General features: G+C 66.9%; 25 protein-coding genes. 16 read left to right on the top strand and 9 right to left on the bottom strand.

Annotated features, from left to right (window positions below; translation table 11 throughout):
* Positions 1-27: 27 nt before the first annotated feature.
* Positions 28-1,263, bottom strand: a complete 1,236-nt coding sequence (gene dprA, locus CT3_RS20600; RefSeq protein WP_066538399.1) for a DNA-processing protein DprA — start codon at positions 1,261-1,263, stop codon at positions 28-30.
* A gap of 226 nt (positions 1,264-1,489) precedes the next feature.
* Between dprA and def the strand changes: the two genes are divergently transcribed.
* From def to CT3_RS20575, 5 genes are all read left to right on the top strand, one after another.
* Entirely contained in the window at positions 1,490-2,002 is a 513-nt protein-coding gene (def, locus tag CT3_RS20595) for a peptide deformylase (RefSeq protein WP_066538116.1), read from the top strand.
* The gene (bamE, locus tag CT3_RS20590) at positions 1,999-2,517 is read left to right on the top strand and encodes an outer membrane protein assembly factor BamE domain-containing protein (protein WP_172591884.1); all 519 of its coding nucleotides are present in this window, start codon (positions 1,999-2,001) and stop codon (positions 2,515-2,517) included. The genes def and bamE overlap by 4 nt, the downstream gene beginning before the upstream one ends.
* A 78-nt stretch (positions 2,518-2,595) precedes the next feature.
* Positions 2,596-3,573, top strand: a complete 978-nt coding sequence (gene fmt / locus CT3_RS20585) for a methionyl-tRNA formyltransferase (protein WP_066538114.1) — start codon at positions 2,596-2,598, stop codon at positions 3,571-3,573.
* Positions 3,570-4,460 (top strand): AzlC family ABC transporter permease, encoded by an 891-nt coding sequence (locus CT3_RS20580; protein ID WP_083520466.1) that lies wholly within the window; start codon positions 3,570-3,572, stop codon positions 4,458-4,460. Before fmt ends, CT3_RS20580 begins: the two co-directional genes overlap by 4 nt.
* Positions 4,457-4,798, top strand: a complete 342-nt coding sequence (locus CT3_RS20575; RefSeq protein WP_066538108.1) for an AzlD domain-containing protein — start codon at positions 4,457-4,459, stop codon at positions 4,796-4,798. Before CT3_RS20580 ends, CT3_RS20575 begins: the two co-directional genes overlap by 4 nt.
* Before the next feature lie 115 nt (positions 4,799-4,913).
* Here CT3_RS20575 and CT3_RS20570 read toward each other — a convergent pair whose 3' ends face one another.
* Complete coding sequence (locus CT3_RS20570) at positions 4,914-5,315, bottom strand: DUF3717 domain-containing protein (protein WP_066538395.1); 402 nt, start codon at positions 5,313-5,315, stop codon at positions 4,914-4,916.
* Between the two features lie 427 nt (positions 5,316-5,742).
* Here CT3_RS20570 and CT3_RS20565 point away from each other — a divergent pair, with 427 nt between their 5' ends.
* The 3 genes from CT3_RS20565 to CT3_RS20555 all read left to right on the top strand — a co-directional run bounded on the left by CT3_RS20565 (position 5,743) and on the right by CT3_RS20555 (position 7,647).
* Positions 5,743-6,507: a TerC family protein gene (locus tag CT3_RS20565; protein ID WP_066538106.1), complete on the top strand. Its 765-nt coding sequence runs from the start codon at positions 5,743-5,745 to the stop codon at positions 6,505-6,507.
* A 161-nt stretch (positions 6,508-6,668) separates the two neighbouring features.
* Positions 6,669-7,151, top strand: coding sequence for a hypothetical protein (locus tag CT3_RS20560; protein ID WP_098065973.1), 483 nt, complete (start codon positions 6,669-6,671; stop codon positions 7,149-7,151).
* 148 nt (positions 7,152-7,299) lie between these two features.
* Positions 7,300-7,647, top strand: a complete 348-nt coding sequence (locus tag CT3_RS20555; RefSeq protein WP_066538389.1) for a phage holin family protein — start codon at positions 7,300-7,302, stop codon at positions 7,645-7,647.
* On the opposite strand, the gene CT3_RS20550 is transcribed toward CT3_RS20555, so the two are convergent.
* On the bottom strand, positions 7,621-9,192 hold the full coding sequence (locus CT3_RS20550; protein ID WP_066538391.1) for a M48 family metalloprotease: 1,572 nt from the start codon (positions 9,190-9,192) through the stop codon (positions 7,621-7,623). The genes CT3_RS20555 and CT3_RS20550 overlap by 27 nt on opposite strands.
* A 282-nt stretch (positions 9,193-9,474) precedes the next feature.
* On the opposite strand from CT3_RS20550, the gene moaC reads away from it, so the two are divergent.
* Entirely contained in the window at positions 9,475-9,945 is a 471-nt protein-coding gene (gene moaC, locus CT3_RS20545; RefSeq protein WP_066538104.1) for a cyclic pyranopterin monophosphate synthase MoaC, read from the top strand.
* A 12-nt stretch (positions 9,946-9,957) separates the two neighbouring features.
* Here the strand turns inward: moaC and CT3_RS20540 are convergent, their stop codons facing one another.
* The 4 genes from CT3_RS20540 to sucC all read right to left on the bottom strand — a co-directional run bounded on the left by CT3_RS20540 (position 9,958) and on the right by sucC (position 13,814).
* Positions 9,958-10,659, bottom strand: coding sequence for a TerC family protein (locus CT3_RS20540; RefSeq protein ID WP_066538102.1), 702 nt, complete (start codon positions 10,657-10,659; stop codon positions 9,958-9,960).
* Positions 10,660-10,899: 240 nt separating this feature from the next.
* Entirely contained in the window at positions 10,900-11,583 is a 684-nt protein-coding gene (locus CT3_RS20535) for a TerC family protein (protein ID WP_066538101.1), read from the bottom strand.
* A 155-nt stretch (positions 11,584-11,738) separates the two neighbouring features.
* A complete protein-coding gene (gene sucD, locus CT3_RS20530; protein WP_066538099.1) occupies positions 11,739-12,632 on the bottom strand; it encodes a succinate--CoA ligase subunit alpha in 894 nt (297 codons plus the stop codon).
* Positions 12,633-12,653: 21 nt separating this feature from the next.
* Positions 12,654-13,814, bottom strand: a complete 1,161-nt coding sequence (sucC, locus tag CT3_RS20525; protein WP_066538098.1) for an ADP-forming succinate--CoA ligase subunit beta — start codon at positions 13,812-13,814, stop codon at positions 12,654-12,656.
* Positions 13,815-14,119: 305 nt separating this feature from the next.
* On the opposite strand from sucC, the gene argC reads away from it, so the two are divergent.
* The 4 genes from argC to CT3_RS20505 all read left to right on the top strand — a co-directional run bounded on the left by argC (position 14,120) and on the right by CT3_RS20505 (position 19,205).
* Positions 14,120-15,052: an N-acetyl-gamma-glutamyl-phosphate reductase gene (gene argC, locus CT3_RS20520; RefSeq protein ID WP_066538096.1), complete on the top strand. Its 933-nt coding sequence runs from the start codon at positions 14,120-14,122 to the stop codon at positions 15,050-15,052.
* A gap of 253 nt (positions 15,053-15,305) precedes the next feature.
* Positions 15,306-16,757, top strand: coding sequence for a D-serine/D-alanine/glycine transporter (gene cycA / locus CT3_RS20515; protein ID WP_066538093.1), 1,452 nt, complete (start codon positions 15,306-15,308; stop codon positions 16,755-16,757).
* A 216-nt stretch (positions 16,758-16,973) separates the two neighbouring features.
* Positions 16,974-17,912 carry an aromatic amino acid DMT transporter YddG gene (yddG, locus tag CT3_RS20510; protein ID WP_066538091.1) on the top strand — a complete coding sequence of 313 codons (939 nt, stop codon included), beginning with the start codon at positions 16,974-16,976 and terminating at the stop codon, positions 17,910-17,912.
* Positions 17,913-17,978: 66 nt separating this feature from the next.
* A complete protein-coding gene (locus CT3_RS20505) occupies positions 17,979-19,205 on the top strand; it encodes an MgtC/SapB family protein (RefSeq protein WP_066538090.1) in 1,227 nt (408 codons plus the stop codon).
* A gap of 31 nt (positions 19,206-19,236) precedes the next feature.
* On the opposite strand, the gene recX is transcribed toward CT3_RS20505, so the two are convergent.
* Positions 19,237-19,698, bottom strand: a complete 462-nt coding sequence (gene recX / locus CT3_RS20500; RefSeq protein ID WP_066538087.1) for a recombination regulator RecX — start codon at positions 19,696-19,698, stop codon at positions 19,237-19,239.
* A 179-nt stretch (positions 19,699-19,877) separates the two neighbouring features.
* Positions 19,878-20,996 (bottom strand): recombinase RecA, encoded by a 1,119-nt coding sequence (recA, locus tag CT3_RS20495; RefSeq protein ID WP_066538084.1) that lies wholly within the window; start codon positions 20,994-20,996, stop codon positions 19,878-19,880.
* 148 nt (positions 20,997-21,144) lie between these two features.
* On the opposite strand from recA, the gene CT3_RS20490 reads away from it, so the two are divergent.
* The 3 genes from CT3_RS20490 (at position 21,145) to CT3_RS20480 (ending at position 24,166) form a co-directional block, all read left to right on the top strand.
* Positions 21,145-21,648 (top strand): MarR family winged helix-turn-helix transcriptional regulator, encoded by a 504-nt coding sequence (locus CT3_RS20490; protein ID WP_066538081.1) that lies wholly within the window; start codon positions 21,145-21,147, stop codon positions 21,646-21,648.
* 288 nt (positions 21,649-21,936) lie between these two features.
* Positions 21,937-22,611, top strand: a complete 675-nt coding sequence (locus CT3_RS20485) for a response regulator (protein ID WP_066538078.1) — start codon at positions 21,937-21,939, stop codon at positions 22,609-22,611.
* A gap of 103 nt (positions 22,612-22,714) precedes the next feature.
* Complete coding sequence (locus CT3_RS20480) at positions 22,715-24,166, top strand: sensor histidine kinase (RefSeq protein WP_066538071.1); 1,452 nt, start codon at positions 22,715-22,717, stop codon at positions 24,164-24,166.
* Positions 24,167-24,223: the final 57 nt, after the last annotated feature.

Raw genomic sequence — 24,223 nt, 5'->3', positions numbered from 1 at the left:
CACGCCGGCGCGGCACCAGCGGGCCGCTCAGCTGCGCACCAGGCGCTGGAACAGTCCGCCGGGCAGGCGGGCCACCTGGCCGTCCAGTTCCTGCTCCAGCAGCCAGCCTTGCAGCGCGGCCGTGTTCCAGCCGGTGCGGCCCTGCAGCTGGTCCAGGCCCATGGGGTCAAAGCCCAGCGCGGCCAGCACCGGGTGTTCGGCCGCGGTGCTGGGGCTGGGGGTCACTGTTGCGGCGGCCGACGCAGCGGCGGGGGACGCGGAGGTCGGGGTTGGGGTGGAGGCCGCCTGCGTCAGCCGGTCCAGCGCCTGCCGGGCGGCGGGCAGCTCTTCCAGAATGTCCTGCACCGATTCCACCAGCTTGGCGCCCTCGCGCAGCAGCGTGTGGCAGCCCTTGGCCTGTGGGGCGTGGATGGAGCCGGGAATGGCAAACACCTCGCGGCCTTGCTCGGCCGCCAGCCGTGCCGTGATCAGCGAGCTCGAGGCCAAGGCCGCTTCCACCACCAAGGTGCCGGCCGACAGGCCGGCGATCAGCCGGTTGCGCTTGGGAAAGTTGGCCGCCAGCGGCGGCGTGCCCAGCGGGTATTCGCTGAGGATGAAGCCCTGGCGCACGATGGCATGGGCCAGCGCCTGGTGGCTGCGCGGGTAGACCCGGTCGATGCCGGTGCCCACCACGGCCACGGTGCAGGGGCGCACGGCGCTCGGCAGCGCCTGCGGTGCGGATTCCAGTGCGCCCTGGTGGGCCGCGCCATCGACGCCCAGCGCCAGCCCGGACACCACGCACCAGCCTTGCCGGGCCAGCGTCTGGGCAAAGCTGCGGGCGTTTTCGCTCCCCTGGGCCGTGGGGTTGCGCGAGCCGACGATGGCCAGCGCGCAGCGGCTGTCCAGCAGCGGCACGGGCTGCGCCAGCCAGGCCGCGGGGCCCAGGGCGTAGAGCATCAGCGGCGGGTCTTCGATCTGCAGCAGGGCCGGGGGATAGCGGGGGTCGCCCAGTGGGATCAGGGCGCGGCCACAGCCTTCTGCCTCCGCTGCCCCCGCGTTCTGCAGCCAGGTCCATGCGGTGTCCAGGGCGGTGTCCCAGCCGGGCGGGTGCTGGTGCAACTGCGCGGCCTGGCTGGCATGCACGCAGCTATGCAGCGCTGCTGTGCTCTGGCTGAAGATGGCTCCGGGCTGGCCAAAGCGTGCCAGCAGGCGCCGGGCGGCGCCGTTGCCGACGCCTGGGGTCAGGGCCAGCCGCAGCCAGGCGGCCAGTTCGTCTTGCGACAGGGTCAGGGCAGAGGGCATGGGTGCTGGGTGAGGGAGGGCGGTGGGCGGGCGGCCGTGCCATGGGGGGCATGGCGGAACGGTAGAACTGTGGAATGGGGCCGCGCACGACCGGGCCATGGCGGAAATTTTCAGCCCATGCCCCGGAGTGGGCAATGCCTATCGGTCGGCTGCATGGCGGCCAGCGGCAAAAGTGGCGAAAATAGCGACATCTGTTCTTGCATCTGCCATGGCACTTCTTCCTATCCTCTGCTATCCCGATCCACGCCTGCACAAGGTGGCGCAGCCTGTGGCCCAGGTGGATGACCGCATCCGCACCCAGGTGGCGCACATGTTCGAGACCATGTACGACGCCAATGGCATCGGACTGGCAGCGACGCAGGTGGATTTTCACGAGCGTCTGATCGTGATCGACGTGTCGCAGGACCGTGACCAGCCCCTGGTGCTGATCAACCCGGAAATCCTGTGGGCCAGCGAGGAAAAGCAGCTGGGCGAAGAAGGCTGCCTGTCGGTGCCCGGCATCTACGACGGCGTGGAGCGCTCCATCGCCGTGAAGATCAAGGCCCTGGACGAACAGGGCCAGAGCCGCGAGATCGAAGCCGACGGTCTGCTGGCGATCTGCATCCAGCACGAGATGGACCACCTGATGGGCAAGGTCTTCGTCGAATACCTGTCCCCCCTGAAGCGCAACCGCATCAAGACCAAGATGGTCAAGCAGCAGCGCGAGGCAGAACGCGGATGATCGCCCACCCAGTGCTCCACCGACTGGCGCGCTGGGTGTGTGCAGCGGCCGGCATGGCCGTGGTGGCGCTGGCACTCACCGCCTGCGCCGTGCCCGAATGGCAAAAGCCCGGCACGCCGGCCAGCCAGATCCTGCAGGACATGGGGCAGCCCCAGGTGCGCAACCCGCTGCCGGATGGCGGCGAGCGCTGGGTCTACAGCCGCCAGCCCATGGGGCAGCAAATCTATCACTTTGATTTTGATAGCGGACAGCGCCTGTTGTCTGTGCGCCAGGTGCTCAACCCTTCCGATTTCCACCAGCTGCGCCCTGGCGTGGACACGCAGGACAGCGTCTACCGCTACTTCGGCAAGCCGGCGCTGGTGGAGGGGGTGGCCAATTTCAAAGGCGACATCTGGACCTACCGTTTCCGCGAAAATGGCGGAGACCGCCTGGCCCATGTGTTCCTGGATCCGCAGCGCGTGGTGCAGCGCATCATGTTTACCGACGAGTGGCGCAACGACGACGACCGTCGCTGACAGCGTCGCCCGCACACGGCCTGGCGGCGGTGCATCGTTTTTTCCGGACCGGGGCTGGTCCGCAGACTGGTTGAACCCATGAAAGTTATTTTTGCCGGCACGCCCGATTTCGCGCGCGTGGCCTTGGAACGCCTGCTGGCTGCAGGCTTTGACGTGCCGCTGGCGCTGACCCAGCCCGACCGCCCCGCCGGCCGCGGCATGAAGCTGCAGGCCTCCCCTGTCAAACAGTGCGCGCTGGAGCACGGCATCCGCGTCGAGCAGCCGCGCAGCCTGCGCCTGGACGGCAAATACCCCGAGGACGCGGCCGCTGCGCGCCAGGCTCTGCTGGACGCGGGCGCCGACGTGATGGTGGTGGCCGCCTACGGCCTGATCCTGCCGCAGTGGGTGCTGGACCTGCCGCCCCGGGGCTGCCTGAACATCCATGCCTCCCTGCTGCCGCGCTGGCGCGGTGCGGCACCGATCCACCGCGCCATCGAGGCGGGGGATGCGGAAACCGGCGTGACCATCATGCAGATGGACATCGGCCTGGACACCGGCGATATGTGCGTGCTGGAGCGCCTGCCGATTGCACAAGATGACACCACCGGCAGCCTGCACGACAAGCTGGCCACGCTGGGCGGCCGCCTGATCGTGGAAGCGCTGGAGATGAGCGCCTGCGGTGGCCTGCACCGCACGCCCCAGCCGGCCGAGGGCGTGACCTACGCCCACAAGATCGAGAAAGCCGAAAGCGCCATGGACTGGCGTTTAAGCGCCACGGTGCTGGACCGCCGCCTGCGCGCCTTCACCCCGTTCCCCGGGGGCAGCACCCAGCTGGGCGAGGAAACCATCAAGCTGTGGGCCGCCGTGCCCGAGCCCTTCGACGGCAGCGCCCAGCCCGGCCAGGTGCTGGCCGCCGACGCCCAGGGCGTGCTGGTGGCCTGCGGCGAAGGTGCGCTGCGCTTGACGCAGCTGCAGCGCGCCGGGGGCAAGAAGCTGGCCGCGGCGGACTTTCTGCGCGGTTTCGAGCTGCCCGTGGGCAGCCAGTTGCAATTGCCACACCTGCCGGAGCAGCCATGAGCGAAGTGAACGTCCTGTGGCAGCGGGCCACAGGCATTGCACGCCAGCCGGCCTTCATGCAGGGGGTGCGCGACATGCTGGGCACCATGCCCGGCATTGCGGCCTGGGGCCTGGTCACCGGTGTGGCCATGGTCAAAAGCGGCATGTCGCTGCCGCTGGCGGTGTTCATGACGCTGACCATCTATGCCGGCAGCGCCCAGCTGGCCGTGCTGCCGCTGATGGCCGTGGGGGCGCCGCTGTGGGTGCTGTGGTTCACGGCGTTCTGCGTGAACCTGCGCTTTGTGATCCTGAGCACCATGTGGCGCGGCTTCTTCTCGCACCTGCGGCTGCGCCACCGGCTGGCGATCGGCTACTTCAGCGGCGACGTGATCTTTGTGGCCTTCACCAAGCGCTACCCCGAGGCGGTGAAGCGCCCCGAGCAGGTGCCCTACTTCTGGGGGGCGGCCCTGTCCAACTGGCTGGGCTGGCAGATCCCGTCCATCGCCGGCATCTACCTGGCGAATGTGATTCCGCTGTCCTGGGGCCTGGGCTTTGCCGGCGTGCTGGCGCTGCTGGGCGTGCTGTACTCCATGCTCAACGACCGCGCCACCTGGGTGGCCTGTGCCGTGGCCTCGCTGGCCGCGGTGGCAGCGTTTGCGCTGCCGCTCAAGCTCAACATCCTGACGGCGATTGCTGCCGCCGTGAGCGTGGGCCTGCTGATGGAGCAGGCCGAGCGCCGTGCCGCCCGTCTGCGCCCGCTGCCTGCGGTGCGCCCGCCGGACCCGGCCAAGGGCGAACACCATCCGGTGCTGCCGCTGGATGAGGGCAGCGACACCGCATCTGCACGGCCGCATGCCGCTGCAGCCAACCCGGCCGCGAATGCGGCGGCCAGCAAGGAGCGTGCATGAGCGGCGGCGAACACTGGATCTGGGGCTATGTGGCCAGCCTGGGGCTGGCGGTGATCACCCTGGTCACGCGGGCCTTCTTCATGGTGCCCGAGCGCGAGCTGCCCATGCCCGAATGGCTCAAGCGCGGCCTGCGCTACGCACCGCTGGCGGCACTGGCGGCCGTGGTGGCGCCGGAGATCGTGATGAGCAACGGCCAACTGATCCACACCCTGGTGGATGCCCGCCTGCCGGCCCTGGTCTGCGCCACCGCCTACTTCTGGTGGAAGCGCGGCATCCTGGGAACCATCGTGGTGGGGATGGCGGTGTACCTGCCGCTGCACATCGGCCTGGGCTGGTAGGGCCCGGGCAGCTGCAGCGCCGGCCTTGCCGGCCCGGTGCGGCGGAACACCCCAGGAGGGCGCGCAGGTCGCGCCCTTTTTCATGTCCTGGTGGATGTGGATGGTGAGGGTGCGCTTACTTGGCGCGTTCGGCGTAGCGGGTGAAACGCAGCGCCGTGCCCTCGGCCACGATGCGCCGCCACACGGCGCGCTTGTGCACCGGGCTCAGCTCCAGCCACTGCTGCACCTCGCCAAAGCTGCGCCCGCAGCCCTTGCACTGGGCATCGCCCTGGCTGGTGGAGCAGATCGCGATGCACGGCGTGTCCGGCTGCGTCTCGTACCAGCCCAGCCAGGCCTGCATGGCGGCGGCGGACAGGCTGGCGGGGTTCACTTCCTGGGCGCCGGCATGGATCAGCCGCGCATACACCGGGGCCAGCGCCCGCACCTCGGGCGACAGGCGCACGCCGTCCGGACTGGGATGCCGCTGCCGCCAGTGGTTGATGGCGGCTTCGATGTCGGTGATGTGGATGCCGTGCATGGGCAGAAAGGGACGCAGCAAGGAAGCAAAAGGCAGGCGGCATGATAGTGCGCCCCCGGCATCCGCAGCCGCTGTGGTGTTTTGCGTGCAAATGACGACTTTTTGCTGCAACACCGCATTCTGTGTTCCAATAGCGAAATTCAAAGGGGAGTAGTTCCCCGTTTGCACCGCGCTGTCACCAGGGCGGACTGCAGACGGATGCCAGGTCGTCAATACGGAGTCTTGCACTCCCGGCCTGCCAGGCACGGTCATACCGCTGTCGAACAAGACCTTTGGGCCCGTGGCTTCCATGGTCGGCTCAAAGTGTCACTTCCTGTCAGCAAGCACCGCTTGCCGGCAGCTTGTTGCCCCTTTTCTCCATGGTGCCCGGTATAAAGGCGCAGTCGGTTTGGAACTGGCTGTCTTTCGATAACGAGGACTTCTCACCATGGATTTGGACTTTCTCACCCATACCCCGTTCTGGATCGCGCTCGGCCAGATCATCATCATCGACATCCTGTTGGGTGGCGACAACGCGGTCGTGATCGCGCTGGCCTGCCGCAAGCTGCCGCCCGAGCAGCGCCGCAAGGGCATCATCTACGGCACGGCCGGTGCCATCGTGTTGCGCATCATCCTGATCGCCTTCGCCATGGTGCTGCTGCAGCTGCCTTTCCTGAAGGTGGTGGGCGCCCTGCTGCTGGTGTGGATCGGCATGAAGCTGATTGCGCCGGAAGAAGAAGGCCATGACAACATTGAAGGCAGCGACAAGCTGTTTGCCGCCATCAAGACCATCATCGTGGCCGACCTGGTGATGTCGGTGGACAACGTGATCGCCATTGCCGGCGCCGCCCAAAGCTCGGGCGAGCACCAGTTCCTGCTGATCGTGCTGGGCCTGCTGATCTCCATCCCCATCATCGTCTGGGGCTCGCAGCTGGTCATCAAGCTGATGGAACGCTACCCCTCGATCATCGTGGCCGGCGGCATGCTGCTGGGCTGGATTGCCGGCGGCATGCTGGTCACCGACCCGCTGTTCGTGGTGCCTGACCAGTGGACATGGGCTCCCAAGCTGCTGGAGTACAACGCTGAGACCAAGATGGCGGTGTTCAACTCCTCCATGCCCATCTACTGGATCGCCCACATCGGCGGCGCACTGCTGGTGCTGGCCATCGGCAAGATGGCTGCTTCCAAGAAGGGCAAGGCGGAACACGCCTAAGCGCTGAACAGCCCGGGCCGCCTGCATGCGGGCGGCCCGCGGTCTCCACAGGGGCAATCGCAGGAAAGAGCTGCAAAAATGCGGGAACCAAACCGCAAAATGCAGGCTCACACCGCCGATCTGCCCCTTTTTTGCGCCGACAACCAACAGGAACCTACCGCGTGGAAACCATCATCGTGTATCTGGACGATGCGGAATATGCCCAGCCGCTGCTGCAGTCCATGGCCCAGGCACCCCGTGCTGCCCACACCCACTGGGTGGTGGTCGCCTGTGCGCCGCGCATCACCCACCGCGTGAGCAAATGGGTGAGCAACCGCGCCCGCGAGAACTGGCGCACCAAGTGGGCGGACAAGCTGTTTGCGGCCTCGCTGCCGGTGCTGCAGGGCAGCGCGGGTCAGGTCACTTCGCTGCTGGCCCGTGGCCCGCTGGCCGAAGTGGTGGACCAGCTCCGCCAGGAACTGGGTACTTCGCCCCAGATCATTGACCTGCGTCGTCCCAAGCTGGAATCCCAGGTCGCTCCCGCGCATGTCCCGGCCGCCCTGCCGCTGGGCAAGGGCAAGCTGCAGACCGGACGGGCCCTGCCCGCCGTGCTGGCGGCCATGGCCACCTGCCTGGGCGTGTTTCTGGAAGAAGCACTGATCTGACGGTCTGACGCGTGTCCCGGTGCGGTGCCGCTGAGGCACTGCACACCGGTCGCTGTATCCGAGGCTGCGGTACCCCCGCAGCCTTTCTTTTGGGCGCTTGCCGGGGGCGGCACACCGCAGGCCGGCCTGCTGCGCTATGCTGGCTGGCATGAAATTGCTGCTCAACTGGATTCTCAGTGCGTGCGCACTGCTGCTGGTGGCCTCGGTCTACAGCGGACTGCAGGTGCACAGTTTTGGTTCGGCCCTGTGGGCGGTGGTGGTCATCAGCCTGCTGAACCTGCTGGTGCGCCCCATTCTGGTGGTGCTGACGCTGCCGGTCACGCTGCTCACCGTGGGTCTGTTCCTGTTCATCATCAACGGCCTGATGTTCTGGGCCGCCGCCAACCTGCTGTGGGGCCTGAGCGTCAGCGGCTTTTGGGCGGCGGTGTGGGCCGCCTTCCTGTACTCGCTGCTGGGCATGGTCATCGACTCAGCGCTGGGCCGTCTGTTCCCGTAGCAGGGCCTGCACGGCACGCAGCCGCGTGTCGATGATGGAGGCTTCGAAGTGGTCAGCCTGGGCACCGCTGCGCTGGCCCAGTTGCTGGCCGGCCTTGAAGCGGTCCACGGCTGCCGCGTAGTCGTACTGGGCGACGGATGCTTCGGCTTCGGCCCGCAGCGCACGCAGTGGCTGTCCGGATTCGCGCGAGGCGCGGGCCAGGGCCTGCCAGGCGGCGGCATCCTGGGGATGGTCGCTGACCCAGGTCTGCAGTGCGCCGGCCATCTCCCCGCTGCGGTGCAGCATCGACAGGGCCTGGGCCCGCTGCAGCAGCGTCGTGCGTTCCGCCTCCGGATTGCGGTGCTGTGCTGGGGGTGCGGGCGGAAGCTGCTCCAGTCTTTGCAAAGCCTGTTGCGGGCGTTCTGCGGCCAGGGCCAGCTCGGCGGCCAGCCACAGGGTCTGGCGCTGGGCGGCGGCATCCCCCTGGGTCAGGGTCTGCAGACGGGGCAGCAGCGCTTCAGCACCGGCCAGATCGCGCAGCTGCAGCAGGCCGTGGATGGCGGCATACAGCGTCCCGGCCTGCTGGGCAGGGGTCTGCTGGGTGAAGCTGTGCTGGGCCGGCAGGGCGGCCCACTGGCGCAGTGCATCGGGTCCGGGGCGGGTCAGCACGCGGGCGCGGGCGCTGACCATGGCGTGCTCCAGCGTGGGAGGCTGGGCCTGGGCGGCCTGGCCCAGCATCTGGGTGCGGGCCTGCATGTCGGCCATGCGCTCGGTGGTCAGCGGGTGGCTGCGCAGATAGGGCCAGCTGCCGTTGTCGTTGATGCGGTTGGCCTGCTGCAGGCGCTCGAACATGCTGGCAAAGCCGGCCGGGGCAAAACCGGCCGGTGCCATCAGGCCGTAGCCCACCCGGTCGGCCTCGCGCTCCATGTCGCGGGAGAAGTTCAGCTGGTTCTGCACCGCCAGGGCCTGGCCGCCCATCATCATGGCCATGCCGGCATCCGGGCTGCGGCTGGCGGCCAGCGCCCCCAGGATCATGCTGGCCACCATCAGCGGCGTGCTGCGCTTGTCCTGGGCGATCAGCCGGGCAATGTGGCGCTGGGTGACGTGGCTGAGTTCGTGCGCCAGCACCGAGGCGAGTTCGTCGCGTGTGGCGACGGCGCCCACCAGTCCCAGGTGCACGCCCAGAAAGCCGCCGGGCAGGGCAAAGGCGTTGATGCTGCGGTCACGGCCCAGCAGCACCTCCCAGGCAAAGCGTTCGTCCAGCTCGGGCGACAGCTCGCCACGCTGGGCGGCGGCCTCCTTCAGCGGGTACCAGATGCCCATCACATAGCTGTGGACCACCGGGTCGTCGATGTAGTCCGGGTCGCGGTAGAGCTGGCGGATGATGCTGTCACCCAGACGCCGCTCGTCGTTGGCGGTCAGCTCCGCACCGTCGCCCATGCGGGGCAAGGCCACGTTCTGGGCCTGGGCCGGAGGCAGGCTGGCCGGAATGAAACTGAACAGAACCGTAGCGCCCAGCGCAGACAGGATGCGCGCCACAGGCATTTTTCGCACAGAAAGTTGCATGGCAGAGAAATCGGCAGAAATCACAGGCAGGGCCCGCCGCAACGCCCGGGGCGCCAGGTGCTGCAGCAGCCAAGGCGCCGCTCCCAGCGGTGGCTTGTGTACCGGGCCGCAGCGGGTATTGCAGGCGCTATACCCTTGGCGGCCGGTGCAGGCGCGGCGGAATCACCCCCGTATGATGCCTGCAATCGCTCAATGTTCCTGGGCAGCGTCCGGTCTGGACCGGCCGACCCCGGTGCGGCCCGGCGCAGTGCCCGGCTTTTTCTCGCATTTCACGGTATTTCTATGGCAGACCAACTCACCCATTTCGACGCACACGGACAGGCCCACATGGTGGATGTCGGCGGCAAGCCCGACACCCACCGCATCGCCGTGGCCGAAGGCCGCATCGTGATGGCGCCGGCCACCCTGGCCATCATCGCCAGCGGCACGGCCAAGAAAGGCGATGTGCTGGGCATTGCCCGCATTGCCGGCATCATGGCCGCCAAGAAAACCAGCGACCTGATTCCCCTGTGCCATCCCCTGGCCCTGACCCGGGTGGCCGTGGATTTCGAGCTGCTCGATGCCGAACACGCAGTGCAGTGCACGGCGACGGTGGAGACCCATGGCCAGACCGGTGTGGAAATGGAAGCCCTGACGGCGGTGCAGGTGGCCCTGCTGACCGTGTACGACATGTGCAAGGCGGTGGACAAGCGCATGTGTATGGAGGGCATCCAGGTGACCGCTAAGCAGGGTGGAAAAAGCGATTTCCGCTAGACCGGTCCGGGTTCAGCGCTGGCCGGGGCCGGCGGAGGCGGCCTTGCGGCGTTGCAGGGCGGTGCCCACCAGCAGCACCAGGGCGGCCCCCGTGGCGGCTGCGGCGTAGTGGACCCAGGGGCGGGTGCCGGTGAAGTCGGCCAGCACATGGTCGTTGGCGATGGTTTCGCCGGCCACCCAGCCGATCAGCGCGGCGCCCAGGGTGACGATGGCGGGCCAGCGCTCCATCAGCCGGATCATCAGCGTGGAGCCGAAGACCACCAGCGGGATGCTGATGGCCAGGCCCAGCATCAGCAGCGTGAAGTTGCCCTGGGCGGTGGCGGCCACGGCGATCACGTTGTCCAGGCACATCACCATATCGGCCAACAGGATGGTGCGGATGGCCGCGAACATCGAGGTGCTGCCCGGGGTACCGCTGTCGCCGCTGTGGGAATCGTCCCCCTGGAGCAGACCCACGCCGATCCACAGCAGCAGCAGGCCGCCGACGATTTCCAGGAACGGGAACTGCAGCAGCCTGGCCGCCACGACGGTGAGGCACACCCGCATGGCGATGGCAAAGCCCGCGCCCCACAGAATGGCTTTGCGCTGCTGGTGCGCCGGCAGGCTGCGGGCGGCCAGTGCGATGACCACGGCGTTGTCACCCGAGAGGATGACGTCGATCCAGATGATTTTGAAGAGACCGATCCAGAAGGCGGTTTCAAGCAAGGCTTCCATGCAGGCAGTGTAGGCATGGGCTGACACTGCGGCTACAGGCTCGCAGGCAGCAACGGCTGCGGCATGGACTTGGTGCGTGCGGCTTGCCAAGCCCGCAGCGCAGGCGTATCGCGCGCGGGCCTGCACGCCGAGGGGGCTGCATGCGGGGAAGGCTGCGTTTCCAGGCCCCAGAACGCAACAAGGCGCCTGCAGGCGCCTTGAGCGTGGGGCGTGCGCGGGGCGCGCACGCGGAGGCAGCGGTCAGTCGCTTGCCTTGGCCGTGCGGGACTGCATGTACTTGCCCACGGCCACCACCAGGATGGCGCCCGCCGCAGCGGCGGTGTAGTGCAGCCAGGGGTGGGCTGCGGTGTAGGCGTGCAGCAGATTGTCGTTGACGATGGTCTCGCCGCCGACCCAGCCGATCAGGGCCGCGCCGAAGGTGATGATCACGGGCCAGCGTTCCATCAGCTTGATCATCAGCGTGGAGCCGAAGATCACCAGAGGGATGGAGATGGCCAGGCCCAGGATCAGCAGGACCATATTGCCCTGGGCGGTGGCGGCCACGGCAATCACGTTGTCCAGGCTCATCACCAGGTCGGCGATCAGGATGGTGCGGATGGCAGCGACCATGGAGCCCGTGCCCTTGGCTTCGCCTTCTTCGTCTTCACCACCGCTGAGCAGCTGGTAGCCGATCCACAGCAGCAGCACGCCGCCGATGACCTGCAGGAACGACAGCTCCAGCAGCTTGGCCGCCACGACGGTCAGCACAATGCGCAGCACCACGGCAGCGCCGGAGCCGAACATGATGGCCTTCTTCTGTTGCTCAGGGGGCAGCGAACGGGCTGCGAGGGCGATGACGACAGCGTTGTCGCCAGACAGGATGATGTTGATCCAGACGATCTTCACCAGGCCGATCCAGAAATCGGCATTGCTCAGGAACTCCATTTTTACTCCGCTGTTATGAATGGAAAACGCCAGCCTGCATGAGCAGACTGGCGTTTTCTTTTATGGGAGCGCCCAGTGTAGTAGGGCCGGGCACCCTTGCCGATGCGTAATTCTGCGTAACCCGGGCAAAAAAAGTCGCCCGGGAGACGGAGTGATTACAGCAGGCCCTTGAGCAGGCGGCCCATTTCGGAAGGATTGCGGGTGATGGTGAAACCGCATTCTTCCATGATGGCCAGCTTGGCGTCGGCCGTGTCGGCACCGCCGGAGATCAGCGCGCCAGCATGGCCCATGCGCTTGCCGGGAGGGGCGGTCACGCCAGCGATGAAGCCCACGATAGGCTTCTTCATGTTGGCCTTGCACCATTGTGCGGCTTCGGCTTCGTCGGGACCGCCGATTTCACCGATCATGATCACGGCGTCGGTGTCGGGATCGTCGTTGAAAGCGCGCATCACGTCGATGTGCTTCAGACCGTTGATGGGGTCGCCACCGATACCGACAGCGGAAGACTGGCCAATGCCCAGTTCGGACAGCTGTGCCACGGCTTCATAGGTCAGCGTGCCGGAACGGCTCACCACGCCGATGCGGCCCTTCTTGTGGATGTGACCGGGCATGATGCCGATCTTGATCTCGTCGGGCGTGATCAGGCCGGGGCAGTTGGGGCCCAGCAGCAGGGTCTTCTTGCCGCCGGCCGCTTCCTTGGCCTTCATCTTGTTGCGCACTTCCAGCATGTCACGGACGGGAATGCCTTCGGTGATGCAGATGGCCAGGTCCAGATCGGCTTCCACGGCTTCCCAGATCGCTGCAGCAGCGCCTGCGGGCGGCACATAGATCACCGACACGGTGGCGCCGGTGTTGTGTGCAGCTTCCTTGACGGAGGCGTAGATAGGGATGTTGAAGATCGACTCGCCGGCCTTCTTGGGGTTCACGCCCGCCACGAAGCAGTTCTTGCCGTTCGCGTATTCCTGGCACTTTTCCGTGTGGAACTGGCCGGTCTTGCCGGTGATGCCCTGGGTGATGACTTTGGTGTCTTTGTTGATAAAGATCGACATGTGTTTATCTCCGAGGGCTTCTTACTTGACGGCTTCGACGATCTTGGTGGCCGCTTCGGCCATGGTGTCGGCGCTGATGATGGGCAGGCCGGATTCGGCCAGCATCTTCTTGCCCAGCTCTTCGTTGGTGCCCTTCATGCGGACCACCAGAGGCACTTGCAGGTTCACGGCCTTGCAGGCAGTGATCACGCCGGTGGCGATGGTGTCGCACTTCATGATGCCGCCGAAGATGTTGACCAGAATGCCCTTGACCTTGGGGTTCTTGAGCATGATCTTGAAGGCTTCGGTGACCTTCTCGGGGGTGGCACCGCCGCCCACGTCCAGGAAGTTGGCAGGTTCGCCGCCGAACAGCTTGATGGTGTCCATGGTGGCCATGGCCAGACCGGCGCCGTTCACCAGGCAGCCGATGTTGCCGTCCAGGGAGATGTAGGCCAGGTCGAACTTGGAAGCTTCGACTTCGGCAGGATCTTCTTCGTCCAGATCGCGGAAGGCCACGATTTCGGGGTGGCGGAACAGCGCGTTGGAGTCAAAGTTGAACTTGGCGTCCAGAGCGATCAGGTTGCCCTTGGAGTCGCAGTTCAGCGGGTTGATTTCCACCAGCGATGCGTCGGTGTCCATGTAGCACTTGTAGATCTTGGCGAAGATGTCTACGGCTTGGTCCACGGAAGCGCCGGTCAGGCCGATGGCAGCAGCCACCTTGCGCGATTGCGATTCGGTGATGCCGGTCAGCGGGTCGATCATCTCGGTGACGATCTTCTCGGGGGTGGAATGGGCCACTTCCTCGATGTCCATGCCGCCTTCGCTGGAGGCGATCAGGGCCACCTTCTGCGTAGCGCGGTCGGTCACCAGGGACACATACAGCTCATTCTTGATGTCGGCACCGTCTTCGATGTACAGACGGCGGACCTTCTGGCCTTCGGGGCCGGTCTGGTGCGTCACCAGTTGCATGCCGAGGATTTGCTCGGACAGCTTCTTCACGTCATCGATGGTCTTAGCCACCTTGACGCCGCCGCCTTTACCGCGGCCACCGGCGTGGATCTGCGCCTTCACCACCCACACGGGGCCACCCAGCTTCTGTGCTGCCTCTACAGCTTCCTGGACGGTGAACGCTGGAATGCCGCGGGGAACGGGCACACCAAATTGGCGCAAGATTTCCTTGCCTTGGTATTCATGAATCTTCATGAGTTTGTCTCTGTGAACGGAGGGGAAATACCCGTTTGCCATGGACGCGTGGTCAGGCGGCCGGGCTCGTATGACATGGCAATCGAAGAATGTACCATGCTGCATCGCAACGAAAAAGAGCTTTGTCAAGTGGCATATACGTATATACATACGTGGTTGTGCGACATTGTCGCCAGCCCGTCATTTGCATCGGGGCGCTGCAGCGGCCGTGATTTCAGTGACAATGCGGCCCTTAATTCCTTGGAATGAAACGTGCCGCTTGGCGGAGTGTGTGGGTGTGCGCCAGAGGGCGCGGGAGTGAGTGAATGTCCAAAGTCTTTATCGATGGCGAGGCCGGAACCACGGGTCTGCAGATCCGCGAACGCCTGCAGGGAATGGCTGGCGTCGAGCTGGTCAGCATTGCCCCCGAGCTGCGAAAAGACCCTGCTGCCAAGCGCGATTTGATCGCGGGCGTGGACCTGGTCATCCTGTGCCTGCACGACGATGCGGCGCGCGAGACCACCGCCATGGTGGACGCCATCACCGCCAAGACCGGTCGCGCCATCAAGATCATCGACGCCTCCACCGCCCACCGTGTGGCGCCGGACTGGGTCTATGGCTTCCCCGAGCTGCGCGCCGGTCAGCTGGAGCTGGTGAAAACCGCCACCCGCGTGACCAACCCCGGCTGCTACGCCACGGGCGCCATCGCCCTGCTGCACCCGCTGGTGGCTGCTGGCCTGATCCCGGCCGATTTTCCGCTGAGCCTGCCCTCGGTGTCCGGCTACTCCGGCGGCGGTCGTCCCATGATCGAAGCCTACGAGGCGGGCACCGCTGCGCCTTACGAGGTCTATGCCCTGGGCCTGGGCCACAAGCACATCCCGGAAATCCTGCACTACACGGGTCTGACGCGCCGTCCGGTGTTCATCCCCGCCGTGGGCAATTTCCGCCAGGGCATGCTGGTGCAACTGCCCCTGCATCTGGACACTTTGCCCGGCGCCCCCAAGGCGGCCGATCTGCACGACGCGCTGGCCAGCCACTATGCCCGCACCAACACGCCCGCCAACTGGGTCAGCGTGCTGCCGCCCACAGACGACAACAAGCTGGCGGCCGACACCCTGGCCGACACCAACCAGCTGGAGCTGCGCGTGTTTGCCAATGAGCAATACCGCCAGGCCGTGTTGATTGCCCGACTGGACAACCTGGGCAAGGGCGCCAGCGGCGCGGCCGTGCAGAACCTGCAGCTGATGCTGGGCCTGTAACCCGGCGCTTCTCCTTCCATAGCATGCCGCGCAGGCCCACAGGGCGTGCGGCGCACCGGGCCAGGGCTTAGGCCCCGGCTCCGCCCCTGGCGGTCCCAGGGGGCATGGACCCTGCCGCGCGCCACGGCGTGCCGCGGCGGTTTATCCTAGGGTTTTCCCTTTTCGGATTTCCGGTTTCCTGCCAGCGGCAGTCGGGTGCCGCGGCTGCGGCGTTGCGGGTGCGCGGGTGGCAGCTTTTCAAAGGTTTCCCCAGATGACGCGCAAAGCACCCGGCACGGCCGGCCCCGAAGGTTCGGGCGACCTGCAACGCAACCTCACCAACCGCCACATCCAGCTGATTGCCATCGGCGGCGCCATCGGTACCGGCCTGTTCATGGGGTCGGGCAAGACCATCAGCCTGGCCGGCCCATCCATCGTCTTTGTCTACGCCATCATCGGCGTGATGCTGTTCTTTGTGATGCGGGCCATGGGCGAGCTGCTGCTGTCCAACCTGCAGTACCGCTCCTTCATCGACTTCTCGGCCGATTTGCTGGGCCCCTGGGCCGGCTTCTTCACCGGCTGGACCTACTGGTTCTGCTGGATCGTCACCGGCATTGCCGATGTGATCGCCATCTCGGCCTATGCGCAGTTCTGGTGGCCCGATCTGCCGCAGTGGGCGCCAGCCATCGCCTGCGTGGCCGTGCTGCTGGGCCTGAATCTGCTGACGGTGAAGCTGTTCGGCGAGATCGAGTTCTGGTTCGCCATGATCAAGATCGTTGCCATCGTGGCGCTGGTGGGCACCGGTCTGTACATGGTGGCCAGCGGTTTCACCTCGCCCGCCGGGCGCGGGGCCAGCCTGGCCAATCTGTGGAACGACGGCGGCATGTTCCCGCACGGGGCCCTGGGCTTCTTCGCGGGCTTCCAGATCGCCGTGTTTGCCTTTGTGGGCATCGAGCTGGTGGGCACCACGGCTGCCGAAGCCAAAGACCCCGAACGCACGCTGCCGCGCGCCATCAACTCGATCCCCGTGCGCATCATCGTGTTCTATGTGCTGGCGCTGATCGCCATCATGGCCGTCACCCCCTGGCGCGATGTGGTGCCGGGCAAGAGCCCGTTCGTGGAGCTGTTCGTGCTGGCGGGTCTGCCTGCGGCGGCCGGCATCATCAACTTCGTGGTGCTGACCTCTGCCGCGTCGTCGGCCAACAGCGGCGTGTTTTCCACCAGCCGCATGCTGTACGGCCTGGCGCTCAAGGGCGATGCGCCCGAATCCTTCCACCGCCTGTCGCGCGGTGGCGTGCCGGCCCGGGGCCTGCTGTTCTCCTGCGTCTGCCTGCTGGGCGGAGCCTTCCTGATGTGGGTGGTGCCGAATCTGGTGGAGGCCTTCACCCTGGTGACCACGGTGTCGGCGATTCTGTTCATGTTCGTCTGGTCGCTGATCCTGCTGTCGTACATCGTCTACCGCCGCCAGCGGGCAGCCCTGCATGCCGCATCCCGCTACAAGATGCCCGGCGGTGTGGCCATGTGCGTGGCCTGCCTGGCCTTCTTCGCCGGCATCCTGGTGCTGCTGACGCTGGAAGCCGACACCCGCCAGGCGCTGATCGCCACGCCCGCGTGGTTTGTGCTGCTGGGCGTGGCCTATCGGTTCCTGCGCAAGCGCCAACTGGCCGCCGCCGCGTCTGCCACGCCCGCCACGGTCACCCCGCTGGCCGCCAACACGCAGTCCTGAGCGACCCCGCGTGCGTTTCCCACCCAGGCCCTTGCGAGGGCCTTTTTTGCGCCACGGCCCTGCTGCGGCCATGCACAATGCCCTGCGCACGGTTGGCGCAGCGCGGCGGGAACGGCTTCGGCCGGCCGCTTGCGCAGGGGCGGTGAGCGCATGCGGCACGGCTTTCCGGCGTGCGCTGCCAGCCGCCCACCCTGTCATCCACCGTTTCTTCGCCGCATGTCCACTCCTGCTTCCCCTGTTTCGCACGCTGCTGCCAGCGTGCGCCGTGCCACCCTGTTCGGTCTGGTGGCCGTGCTGTGCTGGAGCAGCACCGTGGGCCTGATCCGTTCGGTGTCCGAAGCGCTGGGCGCTTTAGGCGGTGCGGCCATGCTCTACAGCGTCAGCGCCGCGCTGCTGTTTGCGGTGCAGGGCGTGCCGCGCGTGGCGCAGCTGCGCAGCGTCTCCAAGGTGTACCTGGTGGGCTGCGGCCTGCTGTTCGTGCTCTACGAGATCTGCCTGTCCGTGGCCATCGGTCTGGCGCAGGACCGTGCCCAGTCCATGGAGCTGGGCATGATCAACTACCTCTGGCCCAGCCTGACCATCGTGCTGGCCGTGCTGTGCCGCCAGCAGGGCGCGCGCTGGTGGCTGTGGCCGGGCGTGGCGCTGTGCATCTGGGGACTGGTGTGGGTGCTGAGTGGGGATGGCGCAGGCAGCAACCTGCCCTGGTGGCAGGAGTTGCTGGCCCATATGCGCAGCAACCCGCTGGCCTATGCGCTGGCGTTCGCGGCCGCCGCCCTGTGGCCGGTGTATTCGGTGCTGTCACGCATCCACGGCGGTGGTTTCAACGGTGTGGGCCTGTTCGTGCTGCTGACGGCCGTGGTGCTGTGGGTGCAGTGGCTGGCGGTGGACACCGTGCCCCTGCGCTGGTCCTGGGGCGTAGGGCTGGAGGTGCTGGCGATCGGCGCGTCCACGGCCATCGGCTACAGCTGCTGGGAGCATGGCATCCAGCGCGGCAATCTGGCGGTGATGGCGGCGGGCTCGTATTTCGCGCCGGTGCTGTCGGCGCTGTGGGCCAGTCTGTGGCTGTCGGTGCAGCCAGGGTGGCCGTTCTGGCAGGGCGTGCTGCTGGTGACGGTGGGCTCGCTGGTCTGCTGGGGCGCCACGCGCGTGCGTTGACGCCGCCTTCCGGCGCGCCGCTGCGCTGGCGATAATCCGGCCATCTGCAACCTGGGCCGGAGGCGTATGGAAGGGGAAGCGATTTTTCGCGCGCTGCTGGCCGCCCTGGGTGTGGGCCTGCTGGTGGGGGTGGTCCGCGAGCGCATGCATGCCGCCCCGGCGCTGATGGCGGGCACGCGCACCCATGCCCTGGTGGGGTTGCTGGGGTGTGTGGCCTGGATGCTGGGCAGTGGCGTGTTCATTGCGGCCCTGCTGGCCGTGGCCGTGCTCACGGGGCTGGCCTATGGTTTCACTGCCCGCGAGGACCCGGGGCTGACGGGCGAAATCGCCCTGCTGCTCACCGCGCTGCTGGGTGGGCTGGCCGCCCGAGACGCGGCGCTGGCCGCCGCCCTGGGGGTGCTGATGGCCATTCTGTTGCAGGCCAAGGTGCCGATGCAGAAGCTCAGCCGCGAGTGGATCAGCGAAAAAGAGCTGCAGGATGCGCTGATGCTGGGGGCCGCGGCCCTGGTGGTCATGCCGCTGCTCTCCCGCAGTCCCGTCGATCCCTGGGGTGCGGTCAGTCCCCTGATGGTGTGGCGCATTGGGGTGCTGGTCATGGCGGTGGGCATGCTTGGTCATGTCGCGCAGCGCTTGTTCGGCGCACGCTGGGGGCTGTCGATTGCGGGCTTCTTTGCCGGCTTTGCCTCGTCCACCGCTGCGGTCTCCAGTATGGGTCAACGTGCGCGGGTCGAACCGGCCCACACCGGTGCCTGCGCTGCGGCGGCGTTGCTGGCCAATCTGGCGTCGCTGCTGCTGTTCGTGGCCGTGGTGGGGGCGGTGTCTCCGGACCTGCTGCAGACGGCTGCGGGGACCCTGGTGGGGGCTGGGCTGGCCTTGCTGGGGGTGGTGGCGCTGCTGTGGCGGCGCGCACAAGGTGTGCAGACCCAGGCGGCTGCGCCGACCGGCCGGGCCTTCCAGCTGTCGCAGGCGCTGTGGATTGCGGCACTGATTGCCGGGGTGTCACTGCTGGCGGCCTGGCTGGGCGCGCGCTATGGCAGCGCCGGGGTGCTGGCCAGCACCATGCTGGTGGCGCTGGCCGAGGTGCACGCCGCCGCCGTTGGCGTGGCCCAGATGGCGGCCAGCGGGGTGGTGCCGCTGGAGGTGGCGCATTGGGGAGTCCTGGGTGTGCTGGCCAGCAGCAGCCTGGCCAAAAGCGCGCTGGCCTTTGCCAGCGGGGGCGCCCGCTATGGCGTCTTGGTCACCGGCGGCTTGCTGGCCCTGGTGGCCGGCGGGGTCCTGGGCCGGCTGTGGTGAGGCGGGGGCCCTGCACAGGGCAGATGCGGCATCAGCTGTGGTCGGGATCGGGGGGCTGGCCTTTGACCACCTTGCTCACCACCTCGCCACCAAAGCCCCGGCTGGACAGGAAGCGCATCTGCTTCATGCGTTCCTGGGGCGTGGCGGGCGGCTGGCCGAACTTCTGCTGCCACACTGCCCAGGCGCGGGCGTGTTCGGTGGCGCGCAGCTGTGCGGTGGCCGCACGCACGGTGTCATCGTCCAGGCCCTTGTTGCGCAGTTCCTGCACCACGCGGGCCGTGCCCAGCTTTTTGCTGCGGGTGTAGACCACGGATTGGGCCACCCGTTCCGGGTTGATGAAGTTCTTGGCCTCCAGCGCATCCAGCACGGCGGCCAGATCGTCGCCTTCGTCCACATGGGCGGCCAGCTTGCGCTCCAGCTCGAGCCGCGAGTGCTCGCGCTGGGCCAGCAGCCGCAGCGCGCGGCCGGTGAGGGAGAGTTTGGCAAAGCCCATGCGGTGCACGCTCAAGAAACAAAAAAGGCGCAGGGAACCCTGCGCAAAGATGGCAAACCTGTGTGGTGACGCGGCGGCGGGCAGCGACCGTAGGCCTGTGCGCTGCAGGCCGCAGGCAGGCGCTGCCCTGGCCCGGCGGCAGTCCCCTGGCGTGGCGAGGGGACAACCGCTCGGGGGCTTTAGCCGATCACGCCGTCTTCATCCACCGTGGCGTTCTTGTCGCCTTTCTTGCCCTTGGCGGGCTTGGCGGCGTCTTCGCCGGCGGCCACGGGCAGCAGGGCAATGCCCAGGCTGTCGCGCACCTTGTTCTCGATTTCCACGGCCAGTGCGGGGTTCTCGCGCAGGAATTCACGCGAGTTGTCGCGGCCCTGGCCGATCTTCTCGCCGTTGTAGGCATACCAGGCGCCGGACTTTTCCAGGATCTTGGCGTTCACGCCCATGTCCAGGATCTCGCCTTCGCGGCTGATGCCTTCACCGAACAGAATGTCGAACTCGGCGGTCTTGAACGGAGGCGAAACCTTGTTCTTGACGACCTTGACCTTGGTTTCGTTACCGATGGCTTCGTCGCCCTTCTTGATGGTGCCGGTGCGGCGGATGTCCAGGCGCACCGAGGCGTAGAACTTCAGCGCGTTACCGCCGGTGGTGGTTTCGGGCGAGCCGAACATCACACCGATCTTCATGCGGATCTGGTTGATGAAGATGACCATGCAGTTGGTCTTCTTGATGGTGGCGGTCAGCTTGCGCAGTGCCTGGCTCATCAGGCGGGCCTGCAGACCGGGCAGCTGGTCGCCCATTTCGCCTTCGATTTCGGCCTTGGGGGTCAGCGCGGCGACCGAGTCGATCACGATCAGGTCCACGGCGCCGGAGCGCACCAGGCTGTCGCAGATTTCCAGCGCCTGCTCACCGGTGTCGGGCTGGCTGATCAGCACTTCGCTCAGGTTCACACCCAGCTTCTGGGCGTAGCCGGTGTCCAGTGCATGTTCGGCGTCGATGAAGGCGCAGGTGCCGCCTTGCTTTTGCATCTCGGCAATGACCTGCAGCGTCAGCGTGGTCTTGCCCGAGGATTCCGGGCCGTAGATTTCGATCACGCGGCCGCGGGGCAGGCCGCCCACGCCCAGAGCGATGTCCAGGCCCAGCGAGCCGGTGGACACCACCTGGATGTCCTGGGCCGCTTCGCCTTCGCCCAGCTTCATGATGGTGCCTTTGCCGAATTGCTTTTCGATCTGGGCGAGGGCGGCAGCAAGTGCCTTGGCTTTTTCGCTGTTGGCGTCGGCGGACTTGGCGGCAATGGCGTTCATGAAAACTCTCCTTGGAAGGGTTTGGCGGGATGGGGTGCAGCCACTGGAATGAATAACAGGCTGGATGCTTGAACAGTAGTTTAGGGGTGCTGTTTTGCCAATTCCACAAATATTTAGTCAGTTTGCCTGACTAAATTACCATGGGGCCATGAGCGAACTTCCCCACGCCATTCCCCCCAGCGATGCCTGGCGCCAGACCCACCTGGGCCGGCTGCTGGGCCATGCCATGCGCCAGTTCGACGCCCGCGTGCTGCAGCTGATGGCACGCGATGTGGCCGTGCCGCTTGCGCTGTCCAACCTGGCGGCGCGCGACCAGGTGAGTGCGGCGCACATCCATATCACCCGCCACCTGTCGCTGGCGGGCGACCGCATCACCGACCTGGCCGAGCGCGCGGGCATGAGCAAGCAGGCCATGGCCGATCTGGTGGACCAGTGCGTGGCCTGGGGGTTGGTCACGCGGGAGTCCGATCCGCACGACCGGCGCGCGCGGCGCGTGTGCTTCACGCCCACCGGGCTGGACTGGCTGCAGGCCTTCCATGACGCCGTGGCCCAGGCCGAGGCAGAGTTTGTGGAATCGGTGGGCCAGGATGTGGCCACCGTGGTCCAGATTGGCCTGGAGGCCTACGCCGGCGACAGCGGCACGCTGGCCTGAGTGCCTGTGGGCAGGCGCGCGGGACGGCACGGTACCGTCTGTCGGCGCCAGCGGCCGGGGACTGCCGGATGCGCGCGGAAATGACTTGCATCAAGACCGGCGTGAATGTCAGCTTCCGTACAGGTGAACCGGGTGTTTTCCCGGGGGAAGTCCGCTGGTGCGGGGGATGGGCGGCTTCTAGAATGGTTCGGCTGGCCGACAGGCTGGTGCGGCGCACTTCACAGTGCCATCCGAAGCATCAAGACATAAACGACCGCGGCCCGACTGCGGCGCCTTCAGGAGACCCCCATGCGCATACTCATCGCCGAAGATGATCAGGTGCTGGCCGATGGATTGCTGCGCAGCCTGCGCGGCGCTGGTGCCGTGGTGGACCATGTGTCCAGTGGCAGCGAGGCCGATGCCGCGCTGATGACCAACGACCAGTTCGACCTGCTGATCCTGGACCTGGGCCTGCCCAAGATGCATGGGCTGGAAGTGCTCAAGAAGATGCGCAGCCGGGGCGATGCGCTGCCGGTGCTGATCCTCACCGCCGCCGACAGCGTGGAGGAGCGCGTGCAGGGGCTGGATTTCGGTGCCGACGACTACATGGCCAAGCCCTTCAGCCTGCAGGAGCTCGAAGCCCGCGTGCGTGCGCTGACGCGCCGGGGCATGGGAGGCACCAGCAGCACCGTCAAGCACGGCCCGCTGGTGTACGACCAGGCCGGGCGCGTGGCCACCATCGACGGCAAGATGGTGGAGCTGTCCGCCCGCGAGCTGGGCCTGCTGGAAGTGCTGCTGCAGCGTGCAGGCCGTCTGGTCAGCAAGGACCAGCTGGTGGAACGCCTGTGCGAGTGGGGCGAAGAGGTCAGCAACAATGCCATCGAGGTCTACATCCACCGCCTGCGCAAGAAGATCGAGCGCGGTCCCATCCGCATCGCCACCGTGCGCGGCCTGGGCTATTGTCTGGAGAAGATCAACCACTGAGGGGCTGCGCGCCCGGTGCGCGCGGCCTGTCCTGCGCCGCGGTGTCCGCCGTGGCGGTTTTGTTCCGGGCCACCTTTGCCGGCCCCTGGCGTGAACCTGCACCTTGAACATCTTCCAGCGTGAGCAGCGGTCCCTGTTTGGCGAGATCCTCGACTGGATGCTCACGCCGCTGCTGCTGCTGTGGCCGGTGTCGCTGGCGTTGACCTGGCTGGTGGCGCAGGAGCTGGCCAACAAGCCGTTCGACCGTGCGCTGGAGTACAACGCCCAGGCGCTGGCGCAGCTGCTGGTGGTCAGCGACGGGCAGCTGCAGTTCCACATGCCGCGTCCGGCCAGCGAGCTGCTGCGCGCCGACGATTCCGACATGGTGTACTACCAGGTGCTGGGCGCCAAAGGCGTGCTGCTGTCGGGCGAGCGCGAGTTCCCCATGCCGCCGGAAACCGGCGGTGGCTTCGAAGCCAGCATCGGCCAGGTACAGCTGCGCGACGACGATCTGCGCGGCGTGGACATCCGCGTGGCCTCGATCTGGGTGCGGGTGCCGCTGGACCAGGAGGTGCTGGCACTGGTACAGGTGGCAGAAACGCGTGAAAAGCGCAGCGTGCTGGCGGCGGAAATCATCAAGGGCGTGATGCTGCCGCAGTTTGTCATCCTGCCGCTGTCGGTGCTGCTGGTGTGGCTGGCGCTGGCGCGTGGGATCAAGCCACTGCACCGGCTGGAAGAGCGCATCCGTGCGCGCAAGCCAGACGACCTGTCGCCGCTGAACCACAAGGCCGTGCCCATGGAGGTGGCGCCGCTGGTGGATGCGGTGAACGATTTGCTGCGGCGGCTGAACGATTCCATTGCCACACAAAAACGCTTTCTGGCGGATGCGGCCCACCAGCTCAAGACCCCGCTGGCCGGCTTGCGCATGCAGGCCGATCTGGCCCAGCGCCCGGGGACCAGCAACGAAGACCTGAAACGCTCGCTGCAGCAGATCGGGCGCAGCTCCATCCGCGCCACGCACACCGTCAACCAGCTGCTGTCGTTGGCCCGGGCCGAAGGCGCCAGCACGGCGCTGCAGCGCACTCCCTGCGACATGGCCGAGCTGGTGATCGAGGTGGTGCAGGACTGCCTGCCCCGTGCCATGGACAAGCACATTGACCTGGGCTACGACGGCGCCGAACCCGGCACCATGGCCCTTCAGGTCTGGGGCAATGCCACGCTGCTGCAGGAGCTGGTGCGCAACCTGGTGGACAACGCCATCAACTACACCCCGTCCAGTAATGCACAGCCCGGTCTGGTGACGGTGCGCGTGCTGCCCGATCCGTTCGGCCGCGTGGTGGTGCTGCAGGTGGAAGACACCGGTCCCGGCGTGCCCGAGGCGGAGCGCGACCTGGTGTTCCAGCCTTTCTACCGTGCGCTGGGCACCGAGGCCGACGGCTCCGGCCTGGGTCTGCCCATCGTGCTGGAGATTGCCCGCCAGCATGGCGCCCAGGTGGCGCTGGAAGATGTGCACCCGGGCCAGCCCATGCCCGGTGCCCGCTTCACGGTGCGCTTTCCGGCCCAGGTGGCGGAGTAGGGGCGGCGTCGAAGAGTGCGCCCAGCGGCACCGTGGCTTGCGGCCAGCCCGGTGCGT

Source organism: Comamonas terrigena NBRC 13299 (genome assembly GCF_006740045.1).
GTDB lineage: Bacteria > Pseudomonadota > Gammaproteobacteria > Burkholderiales > Burkholderiaceae_C > Comamonas > Comamonas terrigena.
This window is presented reverse-complemented; position numbering and strand designations above follow the sequence as displayed.